The organism is Polyangiaceae bacterium (assembly GCA_016715885.1).
In the GTDB taxonomy this organism is placed as follows: domain Bacteria; phylum Myxococcota_A; class Polyangia; order Polyangiales; family Polyangiaceae; genus Polyangium.
Genome location: JADJXL010000025.1, coordinates 160,282 through 177,031, shown reverse-complemented (window position 1 = coordinate 177,031; position 16,750 = coordinate 160,282). Strand labels below are relative to the sequence as shown.

The 16,750-nt window shown below is 59.7% G+C and carries 16 protein-coding genes; 10 read left to right on the top strand and 6 right to left on the bottom strand.

What is annotated here, in order from left to right; translation table 11 throughout:
* Positions 1-50: 50 nt before the first annotated feature.
* Positions 51-803, top strand: coding sequence for a chlorite dismutase family protein (locus IPM54_35785; protein ID MBK9265130.1), 753 nt, complete (start codon positions 51-53; stop codon positions 801-803).
* Positions 804-810: 7 nt separating this feature from the next.
* Here IPM54_35785 and IPM54_35780 read toward each other — a convergent pair whose 3' ends face one another.
* Positions 811-2,634, bottom strand: a complete 1,824-nt coding sequence (locus tag IPM54_35780; protein ID MBK9265129.1) for a serine/threonine protein kinase — start codon at positions 2,632-2,634, stop codon at positions 811-813.
* Positions 2,635-2,824: 190 nt separating this feature from the next.
* Here IPM54_35780 and IPM54_35775 point away from each other — a divergent pair, with 190 nt between their 5' ends.
* Both IPM54_35775 and IPM54_35770 read left to right on the top strand, forming a co-directional pair.
* The gene (locus tag IPM54_35775; protein MBK9265128.1) at positions 2,825-3,793 is read left to right on the top strand and encodes a hypothetical protein; all 969 of its coding nucleotides are present in this window, start codon (positions 2,825-2,827) and stop codon (positions 3,791-3,793) included.
* A gap of 101 nt (positions 3,794-3,894) precedes the next feature.
* The gene (locus IPM54_35770; protein ID MBK9265127.1) at positions 3,895-4,689 is read left to right on the top strand and encodes a PAS domain S-box protein; all 795 of its coding nucleotides are present in this window, start codon (positions 3,895-3,897) and stop codon (positions 4,687-4,689) included.
* A gap of 176 nt (positions 4,690-4,865) precedes the next feature.
* Here IPM54_35770 and IPM54_35765 read toward each other — a convergent pair whose 3' ends face one another.
* Complete coding sequence (locus IPM54_35765) at positions 4,866-5,258, bottom strand: DUF779 domain-containing protein (GenBank protein ID MBK9265126.1); 393 nt, start codon at positions 5,256-5,258, stop codon at positions 4,866-4,868.
* On the bottom strand, positions 5,258-6,778 hold the full coding sequence (locus tag IPM54_35760; GenBank protein ID MBK9265125.1) for an aldehyde dehydrogenase family protein: 1,521 nt from the start codon (positions 6,776-6,778) through the stop codon (positions 5,258-5,260). Before IPM54_35760 ends, IPM54_35765 begins: the two co-directional genes overlap by 1 nt.
* A 130-nt stretch (positions 6,779-6,908) precedes the next feature.
* On the opposite strand from IPM54_35760, the gene IPM54_35755 reads away from it, so the two are divergent.
* Together IPM54_35755 and IPM54_35750 are read left to right on the top strand one after the other, a co-directional pair.
* Positions 6,909-8,036, top strand: a complete 1,128-nt coding sequence (locus IPM54_35755; protein ID MBK9265124.1) for a hypothetical protein — start codon at positions 6,909-6,911, stop codon at positions 8,034-8,036.
* 130 nt (positions 8,037-8,166) lie between these two features.
* Positions 8,167-8,439, top strand: a complete 273-nt coding sequence (locus IPM54_35750; GenBank protein MBK9265123.1) for a hypothetical protein — start codon at positions 8,167-8,169, stop codon at positions 8,437-8,439.
* A 21-nt stretch (positions 8,440-8,460) separates the two neighbouring features.
* On the opposite strand, the gene IPM54_35745 is transcribed toward IPM54_35750, so the two are convergent.
* Both IPM54_35745 and IPM54_35740 read right to left on the bottom strand, forming a co-directional pair.
* Positions 8,461-8,745, bottom strand: a complete 285-nt coding sequence (locus IPM54_35745) for a DUF3634 family protein (GenBank protein MBK9265122.1) — start codon at positions 8,743-8,745, stop codon at positions 8,461-8,463.
* Between the two features lie 48 nt (positions 8,746-8,793).
* Positions 8,794-10,299, bottom strand: a complete 1,506-nt coding sequence (locus IPM54_35740) for a protein kinase (protein MBK9265121.1) — start codon at positions 10,297-10,299, stop codon at positions 8,794-8,796.
* 310 nt (positions 10,300-10,609) lie between these two features.
* On the opposite strand from IPM54_35740, the gene IPM54_35735 reads away from it, so the two are divergent.
* From IPM54_35735 to IPM54_35720, 4 genes are all read left to right on the top strand, one after another.
* The gene (locus IPM54_35735; protein MBK9265120.1) at positions 10,610-11,164 is read left to right on the top strand and encodes a hypothetical protein; all 555 of its coding nucleotides are present in this window, start codon (positions 10,610-10,612) and stop codon (positions 11,162-11,164) included.
* A gap of 226 nt (positions 11,165-11,390) precedes the next feature.
* Positions 11,391-11,792, top strand: coding sequence for a c-type cytochrome (locus tag IPM54_35730; protein ID MBK9265119.1), 402 nt, complete (start codon positions 11,391-11,393; stop codon positions 11,790-11,792).
* A 7-nt stretch (positions 11,793-11,799) separates the two neighbouring features.
* The gene (locus tag IPM54_35725) at positions 11,800-12,843 is read left to right on the top strand and encodes a hypothetical protein (GenBank protein ID MBK9265118.1); all 1,044 of its coding nucleotides are present in this window, start codon (positions 11,800-11,802) and stop codon (positions 12,841-12,843) included.
* Between the two features lie 92 nt (positions 12,844-12,935).
* Complete coding sequence (locus IPM54_35720) at positions 12,936-15,185, top strand: CHASE domain-containing protein (GenBank protein MBK9265117.1); 2,250 nt, start codon at positions 12,936-12,938, stop codon at positions 15,183-15,185.
* A 5-nt stretch (positions 15,186-15,190) separates the two neighbouring features.
* Here IPM54_35720 and IPM54_35715 read toward each other — a convergent pair whose 3' ends face one another.
* The gene (locus tag IPM54_35715) at positions 15,191-16,195 is read right to left on the bottom strand and encodes a hypothetical protein (protein ID MBK9265116.1); all 1,005 of its coding nucleotides are present in this window, start codon (positions 16,193-16,195) and stop codon (positions 15,191-15,193) included.
* Between the two features lie 136 nt (positions 16,196-16,331).
* Between IPM54_35715 and IPM54_35710 the strand changes: the two genes are divergently transcribed.
* Positions 16,332-16,712, top strand: a complete 381-nt coding sequence (locus tag IPM54_35710; protein MBK9265115.1) for a c-type cytochrome — start codon at positions 16,332-16,334, stop codon at positions 16,710-16,712.
* Positions 16,713-16,750 lie beyond the last annotated feature (38 nt).

Genomic DNA, 16,750 nt, shown 5'->3' with positions numbered 1-16,750 from the left:
ATCGTTCATCGGGGTTGCCGCTCGTCGTCGGGACGAGTAGCCCTCGGATCATGAGCGAATCGAAGCCTGGAGCGAGTCACGGTCACGGTGAAGCAGCGCTGCCCTCGGTGGATGTGCTCGAACGCGGAGCACCCAAAGACGGGCAGCCTCAGGTGCTGAATCGACGCTTGTTCATGCAACTGCTCGTGATCGAAGATCGCACCACTGGACCGGGCAGTGTTGGACCGGGGCGGGTGCGCGAGTCGATCGAGCGACGTGGTGTTGGCGTGGTGCTCTACGAGGACGTGAACGATCCGTGGAGTTTCGGCGTGCTCACGTGGAGTGAGGATCCGGCGGCTTTCACGGACGTCGTGCGTCCCGCGATGGTCGAACAACGCTCGTTTCGGTTGCGATCCGAGATGACGATGCTCGGACGAACTTACTCGACTGGCTACGAACAGGATCTCGAGTACTGGATGCTGAAGCGTCCTGTCGAGACCGTGACAAACCCGGCGTGGCCGTGGGCCATTTGGTATCCGCTGCGCCGTAGTGGAGCGTTCGCGAAGCTCGAACCGCGCGAGCAAGGTGCAATTTTGCGCGAGCATGGAACGATTGGGCGCGCGTACGGATCGCAGGATCTCGCGCACGACATTCGTCTTGCATGCCAAGGGCTCGACACGCACGACAACGACTTCGTGATCGGTCTCGTTGGATCGTCGTTGCATCCGCTGTCGCATGTCGTTCAGTCGATGCGCAAGACGCGGCAGACGAGCGAATTCATCACGCAAATGGGCCTGTTTTTCGTGGGCCGCGTGATGCGCTAATTCCCGATCAGTACGAAATATCCATCTCCACGATGATCGTCTGGATCCCGTCCGTCGCGCTGTCGCGGCGCGTTGGGTACACCGTGCACGATGCGTTTTTCCGCGCGACCATCTGCACCATCGTGGACACGTATCCACCGAGCAGCGGCCCGAACCACGGCGAAGCCCACGCGGGAATTCCTTTGGCCACGAACGTTATCGTGCCAGGCGAGAACGAGTTCGCTTCCCAGTCGCCGAAGTCGTAGTACCGCGTGGCGATGAGCTTGCAGCGTGACGGAAAGTCCTCGATCGATCGACCTTGCACGAACGCGCGATAAGCGTGCTCGGCGTCGTACTTGGCTTGCGCGCGTCCTTGATTTTGCGCGAACGTGTCGAGCGGAACGTTGACGAGGTTTGCCGCCGCTGCACTCGCTGCGACGAGCGGCAACGCGTCGTAAAACGTCGATGCGAGAAACGTCTGCGTGATGTAGTCGCGCAGCCCCGCGTCACGCATGCTTGCGGCAAGCACGCCAACACCGCCTTCGATCTTCGTCGTGACGAAGTGGAGCAGCCCCTTGTACGCAAGTCCTTTGACGTGAAACGGACTTCGTCCAGGTGCACGCGGAAGGCGCTCGTACCATCGACGATCACTCGGCGGCGGCACCGTGCCGGGCGACGAGACACTCGACGGCGGAAAGCTTCCCGATGCCTTTCCCAGAAGCGTCGGGCTCGAAGGCGCTCGGCTTGCAGGCGGCGGCACGCTCGGCGGCGGAGGAGGCACGCTGTCTCGTCGCGAAGGGCGACCATCCGGTATCGGCGGCTGCGATGGACGGTCGTTGTAGCGCTCCGGCGACGGTCGATCCGCGTAGCGTTCGGTCATTTCGCGCAAGGAGGACACGCCCATCATCGTGGGCGCCATGGCCAGCGACGGGTCGACCGCCGGCACTGGCGCCGCCGGAATCGCCGGGAACATGTCCGCGTTCGACGGCAAACGGCGACGCACCGACATCGGCTGCGGCTCGATGTTCTTCAGTGATCCGAGCGCATCGATCGCATTGACGACGGCAATACCATCGGCGAAACGTCCAAGCGGTTCGCGCGCGAGCATGCGTGCCACGAGAGCCTCGAGCGCGTCGGGTGCGTCCGGACGCACCGACCGCAAGCGCGGCGCTTCCTCCGACAAAAGCTTCATGATCACGGCCATTGCGTGCGGGCCATGAAACGGAGTTTGTCCTGTCAAACACTCGTAAAGCATGCACCCAAGCGAAAACACGTCTGCCCTCGCGTCGATGTAGCGCTTGTCCCCGCGCGCCTGTTCGGGCGACATGTAGCCGGGGGTTCCGAGCACGTTGCCCGTTCGCGTGAGGCTCCCGCCCGCGTCGTCCAAACGCGCGATTCCAAAATCCAGAAGGCGCACTTTGTCCAGAGTGTTATCCACCAAGAGCACGTTGCTCGGCTTGACGTCGCGATGCACGATGCCGCGTGCATGCGCAGCGCCCAGGGCGGAAGCGATGCGCCGCGCGAGATCCACGCTCTCGTCGATGGTCAGGCGTTCGCGTGCGAGGCGTCTGTCGAGGCTTTCGCCTTCGAGCCACTCCATGACGAGATACGGTTCTTCGTCGTGGATTCCATGCGTCACATAGCGGACGATGTGTGGATGTTCGAGCCCCGCGAGCGCGCGGGCCTCCGTGAGAAAGCGTGCCTGCGCCGTCGCGTGCGGAACGTGCAGAACTTTGACGGCGACGAGCGACGATGTCTGGCGATCAAAGGCGCGGTAGACGGAGCCGACTCCGCCAATGCCAGCACGCTCTAAAATGGCGTAGCGGCCATCGACGACGTCTCCTGTGCGCATGGCTCGATGATGCACGAATTACCCTTCGATCAGCAAGTGTGCTCGTCGTGTGACGCACGAGGCTGCGCGCATACGCAGATGTCGAGCGTGTCCGAGGCGCTCGTCGTGCGTCCCGACGGCCCCATGAGCGTATTCACTTCGCGCTTTGGGTCGGGTTTACAGTCGCGACGGGTGCTCGTAATCTTACGCCATGGACCTCGACAAGATGCTCGAGCGATGCGAACGGGACCAGTGGAGCGTGCGGGATCTCGACTGGAGCCGTAAACCTCGTCCCATGTCGCGCGAAGACGAGATGGCCATCGTGCAGCTCTTTACGGACATGTCGGGCATCGAGCGACTTGCGGGGGCGTTATTTCTCGAGCAACAGCGTCGCGTCGAAAATCCTACGCTGCAGGCGATATTTGCGACCTTCGTGAAGGATGAGGTGCGTCATTCGCAAGCCGCGCAAATGCTCGCGGATTATTATGACGTGCACCATTACAAAGTATATCGACAAAGCCCCACGCTGACGGCTTTTGCACCTCAATTCATCGATGCGATACGGTATCTATCCGACGACGTGGCAAACGCATACATTACCATGGGAGAGCTCATTTTGGACATCGCGCTCCTCCGGTCGATCAACGACTACGTGCACGATGAGATGAGCGCCGAGGCCATGGAGCTCATCAATCGGGACGAATCGCGACACATCGCAATCGATTATCACATGTCGGAATATTATTCGTCGGACGTCTACGAGCGAAAGATGGAGTCGCGGCACGAAGACGCGTCCATGGAGACGCAAATGCGGGCGGCATGGACATTTGCAAAAATGATTTATCGCGCGCAGCCGTTCATTCACGATGTTTTTTTCGTTCCCATGAGGGTCGTCGATCCCCAGGGCAAACGTTTTCGCGAAGCATTCAAGCGAATGCAATTGCTCGGACGCCGAGAAGCGAGGGCACGCCGGCCATTCACGAAGTTTTTGCGGTTCCTGCAAGATGGAGTCAATCATCCCGTCGCCGGGCAATACGTCGGCAATGTCTTCAGTCGCATCGCAGGCGTCGAAAAAGGGTTCATGCAAACCCTCTTCAATGAAGAAGAGCTTGCTCGAGCAAAGCGCATGACCTACGACGAAATGGCCCAAGAAGCGCTCGCCGCAAAACAGCTCGATTGAGTAACGCAACGAGCAATCAGAAATGACGCGCCTGTCACAATTGTGTCTGCTGACGAAGAATTTCTACCACCTTTGCAATCGGTGATGCTATTTCAGGCATCATGCGAGAGCGCGACAAGCCCGACGGGCAAGCTGCACAACTGCCGCGCGAGATAGAGCTTGCGCGTCGCTCGAAGTTGGAGGCAGGAACCGAAGTAAGCGCGGACGAGCTGCGAACACTCGTCGAGCTATCATCGGACCTCGTCGCAATTACTGGTTATGACGGCTACTTTAAGCTTTTGAACATGGCGTGGGAGACTACGCTCGGTTACTCCCGCGACGAATTGCGCAGCAAACCGTTCATGGACTTCGTACATCCCGACGATCGGGACAAGACGGTTTACATGGTCAACCGGCTTTTGCCCGGCGTGCCGCAATTCTTGTTCCAAAATCGGTACCTCTGCAAAGATGGCACGTACCGCCCGATTCTCTGGCGTGGATTCACGTCGGCGGATTCGCAGCGCTATTACACCGTGGCGCGCGAAGTCAGCAAAGAGCAGGAAGCAGACGAACGAAGGAACATGCTCGATGTGATTTGCGAGCAATCGCGAGATGCGATTGTCGTGGGATCGGTCGATGGAACCATTACCGAATGGACGGGAGCCGCCGAGCGATTGTTTGGATACTCGCGGGACGAGGTCGTGGGTGAGTCGATGACGCGGTTTCTTTCGCGCGACGATGGAAGGGCCACGCATTTGCTCGATTTACCCGCGCCACCAGCGGACGCCGATCGCGTGCGCGCGTTTTTCCTTCATCGGAATGGTACTCGCGTCCCCGTGCTCGTGGCCGCCGCCCCCGTGGGCAATGCCGATATGCCCGTCTCCGGCGTCATTGCGACGATTTCGCTTGCGTGTTGAATCCAGGCCAAGATTTGGTCGCTCGCTTCGCGCGCGTGGAACGCGCGCTTCGCGAGGCTAGTTTACGATGGGGGGGCCGAGGCTCGCCTCCCGGTGCTTTTGCTTGCGCAAAAGCACGGCGAGGCTCGGCCCCCCCATACCCCCCGATTTGGCCTTATTCCACAGTGAACGGAACTCTAGGTTTGATCGCCACGCTTGACGCCTGCCGCATCGAGCGCGCACATTTCGTCGCTCCCGAATACGTTGGACCGCGTGAGAAACCGCATTCCCTCGGGCGCCTCGACGGAAAAACCGCCTCCGCGCCCCGGGACTGCGTCGATCACGAGCTGCGTGTGCTTCCACAACTCGAATTGCGCGGCGCCGATGTACACAGGACATCCCTCGATTTCACCGAGCAAGACGTCCTGTGCACCGACCTTGAATTCGCCGCGCGGGTAACACATCGGCGAGCTGCCGTCACAGCAGCCCCCCGATTGGTGAAACATGAGCGGACCGTGCCGAGCGACGAGCCGCTTGATCAATGCGGCTGCCGCCTCGGTCGCGACCACACGCGGCGGATGCGAGTCCATCAGAAGAACCCGAGCGCCTTGGGGCTGTAGCTGACGAGCAGGTTCTTCGTTTGCTGGTAATGCGAAAGCATCATCTTGTGCGTTTCGCGACCCACACCCGATTGCTTGTATCCACCGAATGCCGCATGCGCCGGATAGAGGTGGTAACAATTCGTCCACACTCGACCCGCTTGAATCGCGCGGCCCATGCGATATGCGCGATTGCCGTCACGCGTCCACACGCCTGCGCCAAGGCCGTACAGCGTGTCATTGGCAATCGATAGCGCATCAGACTCGTCCTTGAACGAACACACGCTCACGACCGGCCCGAAGATCTCTTCCTGGAAAATGCGCAATCTGTTGTGCCCCTCGAAAATCGTCGGAGCCACGTAGTACCCATTCTCGAGGTCACCGCCGAGCCGCACGCGCTCGCCACCCAAAAGCAGCTTCGCGCCTTCTTTCTTGCCAATGTCGATGTACGACATGATTTTTTCGAGCTGATCGTTCGATGCCTGCGCCCCGATCATCGTCGTCGGATCGAGCGGATTGCCTTGCTTGACCTTCTTCGTGCGTTCGATGGCGCGTTCCATGAATCGCCCATAGATCTTGTCGCTCACGAGCGCACGCGAAGGACACGTGCACACTTCGCCCTGATTCAAGGCGAACATCGCAAAGCCTTCCATCGCCTTGTCGAAGTAATCGTCGTCGGCCGCCATCACGTCTTCGAAGAAAATGTTGGGCGATTTGCCACCCAGCTCGAGCGTCACCGGAATGAGGTTTTCCGATGCGTATTGCATGATGAGCCGGCCCGTCGTTGTTTCACCCGTGAAGGCAATCTTCGCAATGCGCGGATTCGATGCGAGCGGCTTGCCAGCCTCGAACCCGAAACCATTGACGACGTTGAGGACACCTGCGGGCAAGAGGTCCCCAATCAATTCGGCGAAAAGCAAAATCGTTGCAGGCGTCTGTTCCGCCGGCTTGAGGACGACGCAGTTGCCCGCCGCGAGCGCAGGTGCGAGCTTCCATGCGGCCATGAGCAGCGGGAAGTTCCACGGAATGATTTGACCGACGACGCCGAGCGGCTCCTGGAAATGATAAGCCACCGTCGTGTCGTCGACCTGCGCAATCGATCCTTCCTGCGCCCTGATGCAACCCGCAAAATATCGGAAATGATCGATTGCGAGCGGCAAGTCCGCGGCGAGCGTTTCGCGCACCGGCTTGCCGTTGTCCCACGTTTCGGACACGGCGAGCTTTTCCAGGTTCTGCTCCATCCGATCCGCAATCTTGTTCAAAATATTCGAGCGATCCGTCAGCGACGTTTTCCCCCAAGCTGCTTTCGCACCGTGCGCTGCGTCGAGCGCTTTTTCGATGTCCTCGGCGGTCGAACGCGGAATCTCACAGAAAGGACGGCCCGTCACCGGCGTGATGTTTTCGAAATATTCCCCCTTGACCGGCGCTACCCACTCCCCCCCGATGAAATTCGCGTAGCGAGTTTTGTAGGTGACTTTGGAACCCTCTTTACCAGGCGGCACGTACACCATTGCGACATCCTCCGCGCGTGAACCCTTGCTTCGGAAAAGCCCCACGTGGGCTCCAGCCCGATCAAGGGCGCATAGGAGAAACCGAAGCTCTTCCGCTGTCAAGCCTCATCGTGTTACTCTCGTCGCTCGAATGCACGACCTCATATCGTCGGGCCACGTGGGTCCAATCCTCTCCTCCCTGTTCGTCGACGTCTTCGGCACGCTTGGCTTCTTGTTCATCATGGGCGTCGCCCTCGTCGAGCGGGCGCGCCACTTGCGACAAGCTCGAGCCGCAGATGCCACTGCCTCCGACGTCAACCAAAAATTCGTACCCGGACCTGCCGTTTTGTTCGGAGAAGTCGAATATGCCCAGGGCGCTTCGGTTGCCGTTCGCGTCGATGTCGACCAGGACGGCGAAGAAACCGAAAGCTCGGGCGTCTGGTCGCACAAATGGACCGAAAAGAATCGCCGCGTCGACATCGCACCATTTTATCTTCGAGTTGCTGAGGACAAACGTATTCGCATCGAAAGCACGCGAGAGGTGTTTCTGGTCGATTCGATGGATGGCATCATTCGTGTCGAGTTGACCAAACGCACGCGGTACGCCGAGCTCACGCCAGGCGAAAAAATCTATGCATGCGGCGAGCTCGTCCGCGCCCACGATCCCGAATCGCCCACGGAAGGCGGTTATCGATCATCTCGCGAAGCGCTCGTGCTTCGGCCCATGCCAAAACAGCCCATGCTCCTCTCCACCGAACCGCTTGGAGCGCGATTTCGCGAACGGGCCAGTTTTCATGGGGTAGTGGTTGTATTGACTGCGATAGTTGCCATCCTATGCCATGCATTTTTCTTCGGCTTTCACGCCCGTCGATACCTGGGACAAACCGTCGATGCCAACATCACGATGCTCCATGATTTCACGACGAGAGACGGCGAAGGCGACATCACTCGGCATTGCCGCGTTTGGCTGAACCCCGCCAATGGCCCCATCTTCTCGGACGACGTCGATGCGCTCAAGTGCGACCAGCTGCGCGAGGGGGATGTGGTACCCGTGCGACTCGTTCCAGGCATTCTTTCGAGCCGATCGACCATCGGTCCCGACGTCACGGTCTCCACGGGCGCTTTCATGTTCATACCTCTCGTGCTGAGCGCGTGGTTCGCATACAGGCACAACGAAAAAGCGACGCGGCCGTGGTACATGAACAAGGTCGTCGATACTGCTCCAGGGCGCCTCGAAGAAACCATGCCCGCACAAGACGCAAAAATGAGCCGTTCGTAACGGAAATGTGCAGTTTTGTCGGCGTGCGTTCGTGCTGGCTTTCGCGAAAGAGTCGGATTATGGTCGGCCCCGTCGTTCGAGGCCGAGCCTCGACAAGAATCGATGTCGTTTGCGACAAAAGGTAGGAAACATGGCAAAGCATAGTTTTTCGATCGACTTTCCCGGCGCGGCGCAAGACATCGTCGCAAAAGCCAAAGGCGCCATCGAAAAGGTCGGTGGCAAGTTCCTCGGTGACGAAAAGAAGGGCGACTTCTCCGTGCCGACGCCCGCTGGCACCGTGAAGGGCATCTACACCATTACGGCGCAAAAGTTCGCGATCGACATCACGGACAAACCTTTCGTGCTTCCCGGCGGCGCCATCGAAGCTCAGGTCCGCAAGTTCATCGCCAACGACGGAACCTGATGGCCGACCAGCCGACGGCGCTCATCGCTTGACGCGCCGGGCAGCCCGCAGTCGCGCCGTCGAAAATCGTCCCACCACATTGCGCAGCCGCTGCGTCGTCCCTTCATCGAACTGCCCTTGAACACGCACCGCAGCTCGATCCCCTTCGAGCCGCACGATGATCGTGCCCGACGCACGCGACCGCGTCAGAACATCCTCGACATCATGCACGAGATCCCCGGGAGCTCGCCCCTCGAGCTTCACCACTCGCCCCGATTCGACCCGAATCTCGAGCAGTCGCCGTGATGCATCAACGCCGGCAATCACTGCAAAAACGAACGCAACAAGGCCAATCAGGGCAACCCACAGCATGGATTAGACGGAAATGAAGAATTCGGTGTGGCTATGATGAAAAAGCTCCGCTTTGGGGCGCCTCATTTCACGTACGAGCAGCAATGCCATCAAAACGATGAAAACCGAAAGCAATACGAGCGCCACCCAACCCCACAGCGGAACCTTGCTTTGAGCTGCGGGGGGCAATTTTTCTTTCGGTCGCGATTTTTGCTCGTCGGGCGGCGCCGGCTTGGCCTTGGCATCCTTCGACGCAGGGGGCTTGCTGGAACGAACGAGCGTCTTCACTTCGTCGTCCTTGGGCCCATCGTTTGCGACTGGCGCTGGTCGCTGAAGTTCTTCCGGCGAAACCTTCTTCTGCGTCGAGATCGACCCTTGAGCGTCGAACAGCGACTGAAGCTCGCGTTCGCTACGCGGAACCTTTTTCAATCCGGAATGGGACGCTTGCGGATCGAATAACGATTGAAGCTCGCGCTCGGGAGGCGCCGAGGGACGCAAGTCGTTCGCCGCTGCTTGCATCGCTTCTTTGGGCACGAGTCCCGCGCGAGGCACGGTGACCGACGACGAATCGTCGGGCACGCTCTTGCGAAAGGCTTCAGCCATTGGGTCGTCGTCGAGGTGACCCGTTGGCACCGACGCGCGGCTCGACAGCTCGCTGAGCACGGCGCGTACCGCACGCTGCATTTCTCGGGCACTTTGGAAACGGTTTGCCCGGTCAAACGCTAGCGCGCGAGCCATGAACGCCACGAGACTCTTCGGCGCACCAGGCGAGACGTCATCGAGCGACGGAGCAGGTTTCGACACGCTCGCGACGAGCGCTTGGTGCGGATTCAACTGACCGTGCACCAGCTGCCCCGTCAGCAGGGTGAACATCGTGGCGCCCATCGACCAAAGGTCGGATCGTTCGTCGACCTGATCCCACTGTCCCTTGGCCTGTTCAGGCGGCATGAACGCGGGGGTTCCGATCACGATGCCGTTGACCGTGAGCGCTTTGGCATGATGCGTCTCGCGCAGCTTGGCCACGCCGAAGTCGAGCAACTTGATCTGTCCCGACTTGCAGAGAAACACGTTCTCGGGCTTCAGATCGCGATGAATGACGCCTTTCTCGTGCGCGGCCGCGAGCACGTCGAGCACTTCGTCGGCCATGGTGAGCACGTCGTCGAAGTCGAGGCTGCCTCCGGCGCGCGCACGCCGCTCTTCCAGCGTTTCGCCTTCGAGCAGATCCATCACGAGAAAGACGCATCCGTGCTCGTCGACGTCGTCATCGACGACGGACACCATGCCCGGATGCTCGACGGCGTTGACGGCATACGCTTCGCGCAAGAACCGGCTTCGTGCCGTCTCGATCGCGCTCAGCTCGGGATGAAGAATTTTGATGGCAACGCGCTTGCCGTTGCGATGCGTTGCTGCGTAGACGGCGCTGAAACCACCTGTGCCAATCACTTCATCGAGATGCCACTTGTCCCGCAGCACACGACCTACGCGTTCGTATGCGGCCTGCGAGGCCATGCTGCTGCCGGGACTGCTCATCACCGCGGACCGTACCAGACTTGCCGCCTTTGGTGAACGATCATGCGCAGCGTCGCGCACCGAAAAAAAAGTTCGCGAACCACGCAACTCGCGCCGCGCTCGTTCGATGGATGTGTATAGGCCGCGGCTTCACCTCGAAGCGCGTGGGAGTATCGTCGCGAGCGCGCGGAGATCGGGCGACCGAGCGAGTCATTGCGGGATTGGCCGCGATGTCGCACGCCACGATTTGCGCCGTGCGCGTGCGTGCGTCCACGTGGTGAGAGCGGGGCCGGGATTGTCCTTCCAACCTCGAACAAGGTCGACGTGTACCATGGCAAATACCCGCACTTCCCGTTCCTCGTCATCCTCCACGGTTTCTTGCCACGCGTGTGGAAAAAAGCCGCGCTCCCCGGCAAAGAAGCGCCGGCAGAAACCGAATCCGAAACGCCGTCCCTCACCGGCTCCGTACTTCGAGTCGCTCGCGCTCGTTGCACAGCGCGTCGCTCGCATCAAACGCAAGCTCGTCGCTGAAGCACCCTTGCACGAAATCGTCGAGGACTTCCTCGAAGGCGTGACGAGTGAACCTGCATTTCCCCTCGAGCATCACGACGACACGATGTGGCTCCGTGATGCGATTGCTCGCAGTTGCGAGAGCATCTTGGATGAACCGACCGGAGAGTCGATCGTGCAGCTCATGGCGGTTCCCGAGCTCGATCTGATCCACGGATCGGTTGCGATCGCCGGTTACATGGGAGTTGCGCTGTATTTCGAGGACATTCATCTCGGCGTCGTGGGGCTCTATCCGGACCTCGACGATGGGGGCGCGTACTACGCTCGATTGGTTTGTTACGACAATCCTGCGGATTGGTTGTACGGGCCCAACTGAAAGGCGATGAAGCATGCCGCGTCGTCGAGTTGCGGCGCGGCATGCCCATTTCTTTGGGGACGTAATGTTTGTGCTCAAACAGACATCGTCGCGAAGAAACGTGCGCGTCCGTTTTGGAAGCGTTTGGGGCATGAAGCTGCGACGGTGGCTTGCGAGCACGTGCGATGTGCTAGCCTCCGCCCGTGGCGCATGGCCTTGACCGACGCTGCTGGAAACGACGACAAGAGTGGATACGGGAATTCAGGTGCACTTCATACATCGACGTCTCGTGGTGGTGATGGGTTTCGCGCTTCTCGTGCTCGCAGCGTGCGGTTCGCCGAAAGCAAAGCGTGAAGTGGTTGGTGGTGATCCCGAGCAGGGGAAAGTGGCCATCAAGAAATATGCATGCGGCGCGTGCCACATCATTCCCGGCATCGAAGGGGCCGTCGGGCGCGAATCCCACCCGCTTTACGGCTTTGCCAATCGCGGTGACATTGCGCAAACCGTCGTCAATACGCCCGAAAACCTCGTGCGATGGATCCGCAAACCGACCGACATCAGGCCTCGCACCCGCATGCCCATCATGGGCGTCAGCGAGCAAGAAGCGAAGGACATCGCGGCATACCTGTACACGCTCGATGGGGAATGAAGCTCGCATGCCTGTGGCCCCTCGGGCATTTTCTCGCTTTATCGCAAAAGTTGCGGCGTTTCTCGTTGCTACGTGCGTGACGATATCCGTCGCGGCCGCTCCAGAACGTCGCATTGGTTTTCCCTGTAAAGGCTGCCTGTTCGTTCCGCCACCCGAAGGCGCCACGAAGTCGCCGCTGCTCGTGGTTCTGCACGGAGACGCCCCTGGCGGCAAAACCCCACTCGTAACTCGTGATTCCGAACCCTTCGTGGCGGCGGCGTCCGAGCGAGGCATTGCAGTTCTTGCGCCGATGTGCCCAAAAGAAGAGGGGTGTCTCGTCGGAAGTTTTTGGCAATGGTCGAAGGGCGATCCTCCTGCCTGGATTGAAGCGCAAATCGACGCCGTTCGGCAGGATGTGTCCATCGATCCCGATCGCATTTGGATTGCGGGCTGGTCAGGCGGAGCGTCGTTTCTGGGGTATCACTATGGGCGGCTTGGAGAACGTTACGCAGCCGTGATTTTCGTGGGAGGCGGCATGCCGCCCGCGACGAGCGCATGTTCGTCTTGCTCGCCGCCCGCGTACTTTCTCGTGGGTGACAAGAACCCGCTGCACCACCTTGCTCGAGGTCTGAGGGACGACGTGCAAGCGTGCACCAAGGACGTCACTTGGGACCTCCTTCCTGGAAAAGATCACGCTGGAGAATGGCGAGCGCTCAATGCGAAGGGCAACGTGAGCACATTACTCGATTGGCTTGCCAAACACCCACGCAATTGCCCCGGAGCGGTCGAAGCGCCATCGCCACCGCCGTCCGCCGTCGTGCCTACCAGTTCGGCTTCGACAGACGCAATTCAGGAAAAGCGCCCCTTGCAGCGAGACGCGCCGTCGTCCATCGTCACGAAAGCTCCCGTCACGAACCCGCCGGCCATGCATTGTGGATGCAACATGGTCGGGCGAGCGGCGACAGCGACCTCTTTGTGGTGGTTCGTCCTCGCCATACTGACGTTCGTGTTCAGGCGGCATTCGCTCGCCAACCGAGCCGTTGGCGCTGTAACTTCGCGCAACTACGCATAAATACACGGAGAAAAGAGGTGCCATCAATGTGACATGGGTTACATTGATGGGCGATGCTGACGTGGATCGCGCGAGTTACCGTCCTGGTCGCGGTGAGCGTTGTCACAGCGAAGCTCGCGCTGCTCCTCACCGTCTCACCTGGACATGCAACGGCATTGTGGCCTCCTTCCGGGATAGCGCTTGGCGTGGTGCTGCTCTGGGGCTACCGCATCGTGCCGGGCGTGCTGCTCAGCATGTTTCTCCTCAGTATGAACGTCGATAGCAGACCGGCTCTAGCTGCCGCGGGCATCGCTTTGGGGTGTACGGCGCAAGCCGTGGTGGGAGCCTTTTTGATTCGACGATTCGTTGGGTTTCCAAGTCCGCTCGTACGGCAGCGAGATATTTTTCTCTTTTTTGCGTTGGGTGGCCCGGTCGCATGTTTGGTTTCGTCGACGGTAGCTGCGGGCGTGCTCTGGACATTGGGTCTGATTCCGCCAGCGAATGTCAATTTCAATTGGTGGACGTGGTGGGTGGGTGATTCCATTGGCGTGCTCATTTTCACGCCGCTCGTTCTCATTGCGCTTGCCGCGCCGGGCGGGGTGTGGGCGCGGCGCAAGACGACCGTGGCGCTTCCACTGCTCATTGCCTTGGCAGGCGTCACGGTGCTTTTCGTTTATGCAAATATTCGAGAACGCCAGCACCAGGAGCTCGTGTTCGAAGAGCGTAGCCGAATCCTCGCGGATGACTTGACCGACCAGTTTCATCGCTATCACGAGGTCATGTGGTCCATCGCCAGGTACTTCGAAGGGTCCGAGGCAGTGACTCGTGATGAATTTCAGCGTTTTACCGAGCCCACGCTCGAGCGCCTTCCCGGTATCAGAGGACTCAGTTGGAACCCCAGGGTTTCGAGCAGTGCGCTCGAAAATTTCGAGACATACGTTCGTCAAAATGGATTCAATGATTTTTACGTCACTCAACGCGACGCGAAAGGCCGTCACGTTCGAGTATCTGAGCGAAGTGAATATTTCCCCGTGCTTTATATCGCGCCAATGCGTGGCAATGGCAAAGCAATCGGGTACGATGTATCGTCCGATCCTTCGCGCGCGGAAGCTCTCGAGCGGGCGCTCGTGCGTAATGAAGCTTCTGCGACGGAGTGCATTCATCTCGTTCAGGAAACCGGTACGCAATGCGGTGTCCTGATTTTCGTTCCGGTGTATGCGCAAGCCGGCCCGTTCGACACGGTGGAAGAGCGGCGCACGCACCTGCGCGGCTATGCTGCCGGCATATTCCGCATCGACAGCATGGTCGACGACGTGCTGCACCGATCCGCTTCCAGCGCGTTCAAGCTCGACGTCCGTGTATTGGACGCAACCGAGCCCGGTATCGAACGTGATCTCTACACGGGGCGTTTTGCGGCCTCGGTTGCCGATGCGCAATCGCCGCTCATCAGGGATATCGTTGACGACGTCGCCGGGCGTCGGTGGATCTTGCGCATCTATGCATCACCAGAATACATGGCCAACCTCATTAGCTGGCAGTCGTGGATGGTCGGTGCCTTGGGCCTTGCATTTGCCGCTCTGCTAGGCGCGTTTCTGCTCATTCTCGATAGTCGCACCGTGGAGCTTGAAGCAACCAATGCGAAATTGCATGAAGCGGTCAAGGCCCGCGAAGAATTTCTGTCGATTGCATCGCACGAGCTCCGAACTCCGCTCACGCCGCTGAAACTGCAGCTTCAATCCGTTCTTCGGTTGCTCGCGAGGGAGGACCCTGCCGCCGGAACGCACGAGCGGGTCACGAAAAGTCTTCGAGCCATCGACGGTCAAGTCGATCGTCTGGGGCGACTCGTCGACGACCTGCTCGATGCATCGCGGATCAGTGCTGGACGAATGGTTTTAGAACGACAAACCGTGGACCTCAAACAATTGCTCATCGACGTGCTCGATCGGCATCGCAAGGAGCTTCAATCGACCGCAACCGTGGCGAAGTTGAAAGCACCCGAACCGGTCGTTGGAACCTTTGATCGCCTGCGAATCGAACAAGTCGTCACGAACCTCGTGACCAATGCCATCAAGTATGCTCCCGGCAAACCCGTGCACATTTCACTGTCTGCCAAAAATGCCACGGCAATCCTCGTCATGCGCGACGAAGGACCGGGCATTGCGCCCGAGGACATCGGCCGCATTTTCGAGCGATTCGAGCGAGCTGTGATACCCGGTTATCAGGGAGGGCTTGGCCTCGGCCTTTTTATCGCGCGGCAAATCGTCGAAGCACATGGAGGCACCATTCAAGCGGAAAGCAAGCTGGGGCAGGGGGCCACCTTCACCGTCGTACTTCCTCTGTCGGGGGAAGCCGCTCGACATTGAGAGCATCATTCGGGCAGGCGTCTCAGTGCATCGAAGGGAAATGGTTCCCAAAAAGGTGTCGTCACGGCTTTTTCGTCTTCATCCACGACAAACCAAACGCTCGTCGCATTGGGCCTGAGCACATGAACGTTCTGCGCCGGCACGAAACTTTGTCCGAGCAAGAGCGCGCGCCGCCCCTCTGCATCCTTTGCCATGTCGAGCACGAGCACGGCGTGGCCGTACGGCACGCCCGTAAGCACGAAAAAATCTCCCGGGCGAAGATCGGCCATCTTCACGCGTGCGCCATCCCGCGACAATGCGCCCGTGTTTGCCCAACCAAACACGTCATCGAGCCATTTGCGAAGCAATGCGTGCGACGGCTCGGCCGGCTTCGCGCTCGCGACGAATGATAGATTGTTTCCGTCGACGCGTAATCGCTCACCGGCCGCGTATCGAGCAAACGAAAGCTTCGTTCCGTTTGCTGCTCGATACACGTGATCACGATGCCCGCGCGCATAACGCCATTCGGCATGCAAACGAATGATGGCGTCGGCGCATTGCTGCAAGTCACGCGTGCCCACGTCGATCGCGACCACGGCTGCAACGTTGGGATGATTGGCGCTGCGAATGATGTCACCGCGATACGACAGCACGGGGGTGTTCGGTGCTGCCAGCGGCAAGGTGCGCAGGAATGCGCCGAAACTTCGCGGCTCGAGCTTCACGCGCGAAAACCCAGGCTCCGTGGGAAAACGTTCTTCCAGCGTCGAGTCGGCCGCGGGAATTCCCTTGGTGACCTTGTCGAACCATGGGTACCCGGTCGTGATGTCGCGCGCATGCGATGCGCCAGCAGGCCTTGGTTTCGCGCCGGCCGCGGGTGACGTAACGCTGCGATCTTCCACGCGTTTTGGAGCCGGAGCACCATCGTGGCTCGGCTCGGCACCTGCCGATGGCGCCATCTTGCATGCCACGAGGATCGATACGACGATGGCAGTGCCGAGGCGCTTGCTCCACGTTCCCAAGAAGTCCGTCATGACCTGTTCATCGCCCGAGCGAAGGAATGTGTGACGCGTTTTGGGAACTGCGTTTCGATTTCTTCGAGGCGTGCGCTGCGAGGGACGTGCATGATGAGAGTTTGCCCTTCGGGCAGACGTTGCTATCGTGCGCGCCATGAAAACCATCGGACTTTTTCTCGTTGCAGCATCGCTCGTTTGGACCAGCGGCTGCAGCAAATCGGACGGCGGAGGCGATGCCGTCGATCCTGCAGCGCAAGCGGAAGCTGCCAAAATATTCATGGAGCGTTGCGCGACCTGTCACGGGAACAACGGTACAGGAGACGGCGCGGGAGCAGCCGCTCTGAACCCGAAGCCGCGGAACTTCCAAGACCCCGCGTGGCAAGCGTCCGTGACCGATGAGCACATCGAAAACATCATCAAAGTGGGCGGTACGGGCGTTGGCAAGAGCGCCGCGATGCCTCCGAATCCCGACCTTGCAGGCAAAGACGCCGTCGTGAAAGCGCTCCGTGCCAAAGTTCGTAGCTTCAAACGCTAACGGTCGTGCGACTATGCCGCGGGCCAATTGAGCAATGA

Bases quoted from the DNA above. Each gene is read 5' to 3' on its own strand.
- IPM54_35725 (MBK9265118.1), top strand. From the start codon at position 11,800: ATGCCTGTGGCCCCTCGGGCATTTTCTCGCTTTATCGCAAAAGTTGCG.
- IPM54_35770 (MBK9265127.1), top strand. From the start codon at position 3,895: ATGCGAGAGCGCGACAAGCCCGACGGGCAAGCTGCACAACTGCCGCGC.
- IPM54_35780 (MBK9265129.1), bottom strand. From the start codon at position 2,634: ATGCGCACAGGAGACGTCGTCGATGGCCGCTACGCCATTTTAGAGCGT.
- IPM54_35735 (MBK9265120.1), top strand. From the start codon at position 10,610: ATGGCAAATACCCGCACTTCCCGTTCCTCGTCATCCTCCACGGTTTCT.
- IPM54_35740 (MBK9265121.1), bottom strand. From the start codon at position 10,299: ATGAGCAGTCCCGGCAGCAGCATGGCCTCGCAGGCCGCATACGAACGC.
- IPM54_35755 (MBK9265124.1), top strand. From the start codon at position 6,909: ATGCACGACCTCATATCGTCGGGCCACGTGGGTCCAATCCTCTCCTCC.
- IPM54_35785 (MBK9265130.1), top strand. From the start codon at position 51: ATGAGCGAATCGAAGCCTGGAGCGAGTCACGGTCACGGTGAAGCAGCG.
- IPM54_35750 (MBK9265123.1), top strand. From the start codon at position 8,167: ATGGCAAAGCATAGTTTTTCGATCGACTTTCCCGGCGCGGCGCAAGAC.
- IPM54_35775 (MBK9265128.1), top strand. From the start codon at position 2,825: ATGGACCTCGACAAGATGCTCGAGCGATGCGAACGGGACCAGTGGAGC.
- IPM54_35760 (MBK9265125.1), bottom strand. From the start codon at position 6,778: ATGGTGTACGTGCCGCCTGGTAAAGAGGGTTCCAAAGTCACCTACAAA.
- IPM54_35715 (MBK9265116.1), bottom strand. From the start codon at position 16,195: ATGACGGACTTCTTGGGAACGTGGAGCAAGCGCCTCGGCACTGCCATC.
- IPM54_35710 (MBK9265115.1), top strand. From the start codon at position 16,332: ATGAAAACCATCGGACTTTTTCTCGTTGCAGCATCGCTCGTTTGGACC.
- IPM54_35765 (MBK9265126.1), bottom strand. From the start codon at position 5,258: ATGGACTCGCATCCGCCGCGTGTGGTCGCGACCGAGGCGGCAGCCGCA.